Here is a 594-nt window from a genome sequence, read left to right on the forward strand (position 1 = left end):
GCCGACCGCGAGGAACGCGGTCGTGTAGCCGAACGCCTCGGTCGCGCCGCCGCCGACGAGGAAGCCGGTCGGGAACCCCAGCGAGCCGAACACGTTGAACAGCCCCATCGCCGCGCCGCGCGCCTCGGGCTCGACGAGGTCCGTGACGAGCGCCATCGTCGCCGGCGCCATGAGCGCCCCACAGACGCCGACGAGGACCATCAACCCCGCCGCGACCGGGTAGATCGGCGCGACGCCGACCCCGATCGTCACGACCCCGTACGCCAGCGAGCCGAGCACGATCGGACGGAACCGACCGATACGGTCGGAGAGCGTGCCTAACGGCGCTTGAAGGAGCGCGAACGGAACGAAGAACAGCGCGAGCGTCGCACCCGCGCCCGTCGCCGAGAGCCCGAACGTCTCCGGATCCTGGAAGTAGTAAACGCCGACAAGCGCGAAGAAGCCGGCCGTGAGCCGGTCGACGAAGCCGAACGCGAAGGGGACGAACAGCGCGGGCGTCTCGCGTGCGCGAGCGAGCACGTCACGGAACCCCACGTCGGGCGCGCGATCCAGCGCCGTGTCGCTCGCCGCCCGAGCGGCAGCCGGTCGACGGTC

1 protein-coding gene is annotated in these 594 nt (G+C 71.7%); it reads right to left on the reverse strand.

What is annotated here, in order from left to right; translation table 11 throughout:
- Window positions 1-594: MFS transporter (locus tag ACFQEU_RS17585; protein ID WP_379784246.1), on the reverse strand; the 594-nt coding region annotated here is incomplete at both ends.

It is taken from the genome of Halorubrum tibetense (assembly GCF_042661865.1).
GTDB classification, from domain to species: Archaea; Halobacteriota; Halobacteria; order Halobacteriales; family Haloferacaceae; genus Halorubrum; species Halorubrum tibetense.